Below are 8,297 nucleotides of genomic sequence, written 5' to 3'. Positions count from 1 at the left end.
CTTGTTGGGGCTTGGATAATTGCTTGTATGACATTGATATTAATTTCCTAGTATAGTGTACTAATTTATCCATTATATATTCCGTTATCTACTCATATTTTATTATTTTTCACTGTAATGCTATATTATACCTTACTCTATCCGCTTTGTCAAGTCTTTTTTCGGGTAATGTCCGCCCTTTTAGGGGAGGCGAGCTCCGCCCGCTAAACAGACGAACAGATGAAAAGATTTTCGTAGCTACTCATAATCATTTTATTTTTTTCCTCTCTTTGTGGTATTCTTATCCTAAGAAATTCTATTGTCTTAACAATGCTATAGGGGTGGTAACGAACGAGTGAGCGCCTGGTTTTTAAATATAATATCAGAATTTCTAAAGAACCATTTTTTTACTGGCAATCAATTTAGTTGGGGAAAGACAAGTATTGCTGGCGTTATATTAGCTGCTGTGCTCTTGTTGTTAAGAAAAATATGGAAAAAACTTGAACCAAGATTTGTAAACTGGGTTTCCCAATCAATTTTAAATATAGTGCACAGTATTTCACCCGGCTTTTATAGGCGTTACCGCAAAAAAATAATTATGTCCCACGATTCTTTTAATGTGAAAGGACTTGGATTAATCGCTTCTTATTCCTTAAATTTAACAGATGTGTTTGTAGAACTAAAAATATCAGCTTCAAAAAATCCGCAGGAAACAGCAAAGCACTTTTTAGATACTCAAGATTCAAAAAATGCACGTGATATTTGGGATTTTATCAGAATTACAGAAAAAAAAGATACAAAAAGAAAATCTTATGCAATTATAGGAGCACCGGGAAGTGGCAAAACTACTCTGCTTCAAAATGTTGCTATCACTCTTTTGAATAACCGCCACAAACGTCATAAGATAAGGCGTTATACCCCGACTCTTTTATTTTTAAGAGATTACGCCGATAAAATCAAAAACGATAATCCTCCATTATCAGAATTATTAGATAAACATTTTTCCGATAAAAAACTTTTCCCGACACTTAAACCTCCGCCCAAATGGTTTGAAAATAAGCTGATACGCGGTAAGTGTATTGTGCTCTTAGACGGGCTTGACGAGGTAGGGGATTTAGATAAAAGAAAAGCTGTATCTGCATGGGTTGACAATCAAATCAACAACTATCCTGATTGCTTGTTTATCATAACATCACGGCCTTTGGGCTATCTGAAAGCGCCACTTACAAATATCAACGTGTTAGAGCTTTGCAATTTCACTGCCGGGCAGGTAAGAAGTTTTATAAGCAAATGGTACCTTGAAAATGAGATAAAAAGCGCTGGAAATGTAAACAATGAAAAAGTAAAAGAGCTTGCTAAAACATGGACAGAATACTTGCTTCAAGGACTGAGGCAAATACCTGCTCTTATAGAGCTTACGGTCAATCCGCTTCTTTTAACTATGATAGCAATGGTGCATAAATTTCACGGAAAGCTTCCTGGCAGCCGATACGAACTTTACAAGGAGATGTGTGAGGTAATGCTGGGCAGATGGCGGCAAACAAAGGGGATTGAGGAGGAGTTTTCAGCAGGAAAGAAACGCTTTATCCTTGTGCCTTTAGCTTGTCATATGATGAAAAATAAATTACGTGAAATTCCCATAAATGATGCTGTCACGTTATTACGGCAGGACTTAAAAAAAATAGGCGTTAAAGATAAAGAGGAAGAGAATTTCTTTAAAAATTTACATGAAACAAGCGGGATTCTTATAGAAAAAGAAACCGGAATTCTCAGTTTCGCCCATCTTACTTTTCAGGAATATTTAACAGCCTCTTGCCTGCCAAAAAACAGCGATTGGGCTCAGTTAATAACAGACAGTTGGTGGCATGAAACGATTCGTTTGTACTGTGCACAGGGTGACGCTACAGAAATCATTAAGTCTTGCTTGAATGAAAAATCTATATCTTCATTATTGTTTGCGTTGGAATGTGCTGAGGAGGCTGAACGGGTTAATGCAGATATTCGTCAAGAGCTTAATGATATAATTTTTAACAATCTTGAATCCGACGATAAAAAATTATTTAAAGTAGCTGCTGAGGTTATACTTAACAAGAGATTGAAGTCGTTTACTAAAATTGACGAAACAAGAGAAATAAGCACCAGTTTTATCACCTGCGCTGAATATCAGCTATTTATAGACGATATGAAAAAGGATGGTATTTACATAAAGCCCGATCATTGGCTTGACGATAAGTTTCCAACCGGTATTGCAAACATGGAACTAACCGGCATAACACTAACTGACTCTTTGAGATTTTGCAAATGGTTGACGGATAAATCCAATGGTATTTTTTTTTACAGGCTACTTACAGAAAAAGAGGCGAGAAGTTATGTTAGTGAGACTGACAATATTTCATCATGGACTCTGAATAAGGGTAACCTTAATATCTATGGTTTAAATGCTGAGACAATAAAAGCTTTTCATCGGACTTATAATGAAAGTTTAGATAGCAATATAAAGATAGAATATAACTTAAAGCAATTTATTTCAGATGAGGACATGAAAATCTTACCATCTTTTAAAAATAACCTTTCTGTAAATATTACATTCATAATATCTGTATTAAAAGTTTTAGACAAAAATCCTACTTTTGAAGACTACTATGATTACATTCGAAACCAAGCCAATGCCCTTGTTCTCGATCTTAACTTTGTCCGTTATCTTGACATTGCAGTAAACCTTGATATTGCCAGCACTCTTGCCGATCTGCTTGCCCGTCACAATGTCTTTTTACGAGCCTATATGAGGTTCGCATTGCGAATCTTTTTCCGTGGTATTGACCTTGACTATGCTCATAGCCGTGTCCTTAACAGCATGCTTGTCCGTACTAAAGTCCTTGCTAATGCACTTACTTATAACCTTGACAATAGTTATAAATATGCACTTTCACTTATACATAACCTTGATCTAGCTCATGACGACCTTGTCGGCATTGACTTTTACTCTGTCATTTCCCATGCCTTTGATAATGACCATACAAGTAGCTTTTTGGCCATAGCATTTGACTTTAATTGTACAATAGATATTAAGATTATTAGAAATCTATATGATATCTTAGCCAAACAGTTAAATAATCAAACCCTTATGAATACTCTTAAAAACGATGATTATTCTGAGGCAATAGAAATTATTATGTCATTAAAAAAAGAAGCAACCGATAAAGAATTGAAGACAATCTCTATTGTTGAAAGATTAATACATATATTAAGAGCAAAAGATAAAAAAGAAGAAATTATTGCACGAAGAAATTATTCAGCTTTATTATACGAGTATATATATGTAGGAATGGATGATTATATAAAAATATATAAGCAAAAAACTAAGTGGAAATTTTTAAACTTACTAACAGGAAATGTTATTCCAAGCTTTACTTTACTGAGACTGCAAGCGACTCGGCGTATGATTCTAGAGTTTTATTATTGGAACAAACTAACGATATTGAGATTAGAGGACAAACTTTCGGCATGGGAAGGTATTCTTTTAGCTCGTGAACGAAAATAAACTATCAAGTGATAAAAAGTAGCAAAAAGTAATTCTAAAATGAAAATTGATACTGAAAAAACAAAAAATAAGCCTGAAAAAAAAGGTACTGAAAAAGAAAGAACACCACTAAAAAGAAAGACTAAAATTGGGATTGCTATGTTTATTTCAGCATCATTAAATATAATATCTTATGCTCCTTTAAAAGGTTTTTTATCATTTCTAATGCCGTTATTGACAATTTTAATAGTTGAAGAGAAGAATTTTTCGTTATGGATAGGAAGAAGATATGATGATGTTTCATTATGGTATAAAAAAAGAAAAAAGAAAAAACATAGAAACTCATTAGAGAAAAAAATAAGATTAAACGAAGATGACCTAATAAAAAAATACACAAAAGTACTAAAAGATCCGAAAAAGACTAGAGATATACAAGAGCATTCAAGAATAGAATTATTACAGATAGAAGCTAATAGAGAAAATAGAAAAAAAAGAGAAATAGCTGAATTAGAAAAAGAATTAGAGGAGTGTCTGAAACATAAAAATGATTAGAGGGTAAGCTTCCGGCTTGGGAGGGAATCAGGTTAGTGCGGGAGTATGCGCACACTAAGGACTCGTAAAGAGTTTAACCAACTCAAATTATCAGATATCGTAAGTCTGCCCTCTTTAAAAATCAGGATTTGCTATTGACAACAACAAGCATGTTTGTGTTACGATAAGTTGTGGGTGTTGAGGTTTAAAAGAAGTGAGGGAGGATAAGATGAAAGTACAAAATAATCCTGCAGTTACAAATGATGCTGCAAGCCAAAAGAAGCAAGCCGCTAAAGGCCTTAAAAGCAGCGGGGATAGTCAGCAGGATATAAAGTCTAAAACCGATGCTTATACGCTGGATATAAAGAGCCAGACAACCACCACCTCTTCAAGCATTACAACAGAGTCGCAGGCAACACAGGCTGTGAACGATTTAAAAGAGAACATGCTTAAAAATCCGACACTTTCCTTTAATTCTATGACTTTTGATACCAACAGGGTTTCGGCTTTGCTTGGCGCTATAGCGGCTGATCAGGCAGCATAAGCGTTTTTTTTTGAGATTATATTTCCCAACCTTTTGCACACAAAACTAACTTACAGCCTTTGCAGCATCTAAAACCACACCTATTATTGTGCTTAAAATGTTAACAGAAAAGATACTTAGTCGAGTTTAGTTACATTTGTGGCTTTTTGGCCTCTATCCTCGTCAACAAGGTCAAATGAAACACTTTGTCCCTCTCTTAGGGTCTTAAATCCGCTTCCCTGAATTGATGAAAAGTGTACAAATACGTCGCCGCCGTCTTCTTTCTGGATAAAACCATACCCCTTAGCCTCATTAAACCATTTTACTTTACCAGTCTGTGACATCTCTAAAAATACCTCCCATGTTTTTAATTGCCCTAAAAAGCCGTCATCATGTTATACCCATTTTTAGCATCCTAAGTCAAGGAATTTTTTCTTATGCTCTTTTATAGATTAAATGTTTCTCACTTTGTTGGCTTATTGTCATCAGATAGTACTACAATGTTTGGTTTGTAGCTTTTTGATATTTCATCCTCAGAAATGTAGGCAAAACTAAAAATAATTATCTTGTCTCCAACAACACCTCTTCTTGCGGCAGCTCCGTTTAAACATATCTCCCCTGAGCCCCTCTCGCCAGGAATTAGATACGTCTCAAATCTCTGGCCATTATTTACATTGCTTATAAGCACCTTCTCATACTGGTACATTCCTGCTAAATCCATAAGGTCTTCATCAACGGTAAGACTGCCTGAGTATAGAATATTAGCCTCCGTGACTCTTGCCATGTGGAGCTTTGCCCTTAACATGCATCTGTACATTTTAACGCTTACCTCTAATCATAAGTTTACTTTTTTACGGCCGTAGCCGCTCCCTTTATCTAAACTATCATAACAAATATTGCAATTGTAATGCAAAAAAATAGGCTCTTTCAGTATTTTCTAATTTAAAAAATTGCCTTAATGTCCTTATTTGGATTCAATTCTTATTTGATTATAATTTTTTTTAGAGTGACAGAGAAATTTTCTTTGCTGTTTTGTTAAAATCTCGTATGTGTAAGTTAGGTGCTTCAGTTTTTTACCTGCGTTGCGGGACTAAGAGGATGTTTTTATACGGTGGCTCATATCAATGTTGCTTATAGTGTCACATTCAATAGTTTTACACAGGGTATTAGAGCATTACTTGAAGAAGTATTTTCCGCATATTACGTATGATAAGATCTTTAACGATATAGATGGCGTAAAAATCCTTGAGGAGGGTGGCACGTATGAGCTGATTTTAAGCGATTGGGATGACGACTATGTTGACGGATTCAAACTTCTAACGATGGTCAGGGAAAATCCTGAGACAAAGCAAGTGCCGTTTGTAATTATCACTGAAAAGCATGACGGTGGAAGCATTCTAAAGTGTGTTAATGCTTCAGTGTCTGGATTTGTCAAAAAACCTGTTGATTTTGATGTTATTGACCAGAAGATAAAGCCTTTTTTTGAGAAAGTTAACGTAACAGGTTCAGACGTTGTAAGAAAGCAGGTAGCTATAAAGAGTTTAAACATACCACCGTGTCCGGCTATAGTTAATGTGCTTCGGGCTGAGTTAAAGAAGCAAACTCCGGCTTTAGATAAAATTGTTGAATATATACAAAAGGATGTGGCTCTTACATCATCAATAATAAAATTGGCAAGCTCACCAATTTATGGCGCAGGGAGAGTTGAGAGCGTTCTCAGGGCACTTCATATACTTGGTTTGGATAATTTTGCCAATATGGTTTTAGCTGCCATTTTACAGGAAGCAATCAAAGATATCGGAGTAGTTACTGAGACGTTTTGGCGGCACTCGTTAACCTCTGCGGTACTGTGCTCTTTTATAGCAAACAGGAAACATCCCAAACACGCCGACATTGCGTATCTCGCAGGGCTTTTCCACGATTGCTCAATACCGTTGTTTTTAAAGAGATTCCCTGGATACGAAAAACATGCCGACTTGGCTTTGTCTAACTCCACCGATGGAATTGCACTGGAGGACAAACAGTACAGTACCAATCATTCTGACGTAAGTGCCCTTGTAGTGAAAACATGGAAAGTAGAAGATGTCATTGTTGAGGCAGTCAGATACCACCACAGTGTTGATATAGGTACGCCGCTTAACTCCGCACACTATCGCGATGTTAGAGAGTTATGGGCTATACTTGTTTTGGCAGAGCACATAAGCCAATACTACGGTTACTCAGGAACAATGCCAATTAAGTCTGACGAGGACTTCTTTAATGTCTATGAGAAGGCCATGGTGGAATTGCAACTTGATGTAATTGACATAAGAGACCTGAAGGAGGATGCCGGCGAGGTTTTAGAGAATATTGCTGATACATTTTAATGGTTATCAATAAAAATAGAATTTCTAACAATAATAACGGCTAAACATACAGATGATGTTGTAAGTTTAACCGAAAGGAGCAGTAACTTTTTATGATGCTTGTAATATCACATTCATTGGATTTGCACAGAACTCTTGAGCTTTATTTGAAAAAGCATTTTTCCTGGATTACTTATGAAAAAGTTTTTAATGACACTGATGCTTTTAAAAAACTGCAAACAATCAAAGACTTAGAGTTGATTTTAAGTGACTGGGATGACGACTACGTTGACGGATATAAACTGCTTTTGTTTTCAAGGCAAAATCCTGCGACAAAGGATCTCCCTTTTGTGATGATTACTGAAAAGCATGACGGCGGAAGCATTTTAAAGTGCGTTTCAGCCAACGTATCTGGATACATTAAGAAACCGATTGATAACGAAATTATTGAACAGAAACTTAAATCATTCCTCGGAAAAATATATGTGAGAACAAATGAAGCCATACAAAAGCAGGTAAACATAAAGAGTTTAAACATTCCGCCGTGTCCTGCAATAATAAATGATCTTCGGACTGAGTTAAATAAACCAACTCCGGCACTGGATAAGATCACTGAGCTTATAAGGAAAGATGTGGCTGTTACGGCGGTCTTGTTAAAGTTTGCAAATTCACCGATATACGGCTCCGGCAAGGTGGATAACATAGTGAGGGCATTACAAGTGTTAGGTATAAAGAACTTTGCCGATATGATATTAGCGGCACTATTGCATGTCTCGCTCAAAAAAATCGGCAATGTTACCGAGACATTTTGGAGACATTCTTTAGCCTCTGCCACTCTGTGTTCATTTATTGCCGGTAAGACTAATTCCAAACATACAGATTCAGCCTATCTTATGGGATTGTTTCATGATTGTGCTCTACCGCTGTTGCTAAATAAATTTCAGGAATATGGAAAATACGTTGACATGGCAATGTCTAATTCAGTTGAAATTATTGATAAGGAAGACAATGAGTTTAGCACAAACCATACAGAGGTAAGCGCACTTGTTGTAAAAAGCTGGAAAGTGGATAGCTCCATTGTTGAGGCGATAAAGTATCATCACAACACTGAGCTTGGTACTCCGCGCAGCATGGAACACTACTCTGAAGCAAAAGAACTATGGAATGTGATTATTTTAGCCGAGCATCTGAGTCAATACTATGGTTTTTCTGGCGCATCGCTGATTAAATCTGACGAGGATTTTTTTAATGTCTATGAAAAAGCGATGACAGAGCTGCGTATGGATGTACAGGACATAAAAGACTTAAAAGAGGACGCTTTTACAGTTATTGAAAACATTTCCAGTACGTTTTAACCAAAAAAATACAGATTGGGATTATTTACTTTTTAATGATAAAA

At 36.0% G+C, this 8,297-nt stretch carries 7 protein-coding genes; 5 read left to right on the top strand and 2 right to left on the bottom strand.

Features of this window, described 5'->3' with window-relative positions; all coding sequences use genetic code 11:
- The first annotated feature begins 334 nt into the window (after positions 1–334).
- From HQK88_06790 to HQK88_06780, 3 genes are all read left to right on the top strand, one after another.
- The gene (locus HQK88_06790; protein ID MBF0616508.1) at positions 335–3,520 is read left to right on the top strand and encodes an NACHT domain-containing protein; all 3,186 of its coding nucleotides are present in this window, start codon (positions 335–337) and stop codon (positions 3,518–3,520) included.
- Between the two features lie 39 nt (positions 3,521–3,559).
- Positions 3,560–4,051 carry a hypothetical protein gene (locus tag HQK88_06785; GenBank protein ID MBF0616507.1) on the top strand — a complete coding sequence of 164 codons (492 nt, stop codon included), beginning with the start codon at positions 3,560–3,562 and terminating at the stop codon, positions 4,049–4,051.
- Positions 4,052–4,259: 208 nt separating this feature from the next.
- A complete protein-coding gene (locus HQK88_06780; protein MBF0616506.1) occupies positions 4,260–4,574 on the top strand; it encodes a hypothetical protein in 315 nt (104 codons plus the stop codon).
- A 116-nt stretch (positions 4,575–4,690) separates the two neighbouring features.
- Here the strand turns inward: HQK88_06780 and HQK88_06775 are convergent, their stop codons facing one another.
- Complete coding sequence (locus HQK88_06775) at positions 4,691–4,897, bottom strand: cold-shock protein (protein ID MBF0616505.1); 207 nt, start codon at positions 4,895–4,897, stop codon at positions 4,691–4,693.
- Between the two features lie 119 nt (positions 4,898–5,016).
- Entirely contained in the window at positions 5,017–5,370 is a 354-nt protein-coding gene (locus tag HQK88_06770) for an aspartate 1-decarboxylase (GenBank protein ID MBF0616504.1), read from the bottom strand.
- A gap of 307 nt (positions 5,371–5,677) precedes the next feature.
- On the opposite strand from HQK88_06770, the gene HQK88_06765 reads away from it, so the two are divergent.
- Both HQK88_06765 and HQK88_06760 read left to right on the top strand, forming a co-directional pair.
- On the top strand, positions 5,678–6,919 hold the full coding sequence (locus tag HQK88_06765) for an HDOD domain-containing protein (GenBank protein ID MBF0616503.1): 1,242 nt from the start codon (positions 5,678–5,680) through the stop codon (positions 6,917–6,919).
- Between the two features lie 92 nt (positions 6,920–7,011).
- Positions 7,012–8,253, top strand: a complete 1,242-nt coding sequence (locus HQK88_06760) for an HDOD domain-containing protein (protein ID MBF0616502.1) — start codon at positions 7,012–7,014, stop codon at positions 8,251–8,253.
- Positions 8,254–8,297: the final 44 nt, after the last annotated feature.

The organism is Nitrospirota bacterium (assembly GCA_015233895.1).
In the GTDB taxonomy this organism is placed as follows: Bacteria; Nitrospirota; Thermodesulfovibrionia; order Thermodesulfovibrionales; family Magnetobacteriaceae; genus Magnetomonas.
This window is presented reverse-complemented; position numbering and strand designations above follow the sequence as displayed.

What these genes read in the sequence shown, in the direction of transcription:
- HQK88_06785 (MBF0616507.1), top strand. Translation starts at nt 3,560, where the DNA reads ATGAAAATTGATACTGAAAAAACAAAAAATAAGCCTGAAAAAAAAGGT.
- HQK88_06780 (MBF0616506.1), top strand. Translation starts at nt 4,260, where the DNA reads ATGAAAGTACAAAATAATCCTGCAGTTACAAATGATGCTGCAAGCCAA.
- HQK88_06775 (MBF0616505.1), bottom strand. Translation starts at nt 4,897, where the DNA reads ATGTCACAGACTGGTAAAGTAAAATGGTTTAATGAGGCTAAGGGGTAT.
- HQK88_06770 (MBF0616504.1), bottom strand. Translation starts at nt 5,370, where the DNA reads ATGTACAGATGCATGTTAAGGGCAAAGCTCCACATGGCAAGAGTCACG.
- HQK88_06765 (MBF0616503.1), top strand. Translation starts at nt 5,678, where the DNA reads ATGTTGCTTATAGTGTCACATTCAATAGTTTTACACAGGGTATTAGAG.
- HQK88_06760 (MBF0616502.1), top strand. Translation starts at nt 7,012, where the DNA reads ATGATGCTTGTAATATCACATTCATTGGATTTGCACAGAACTCTTGAG.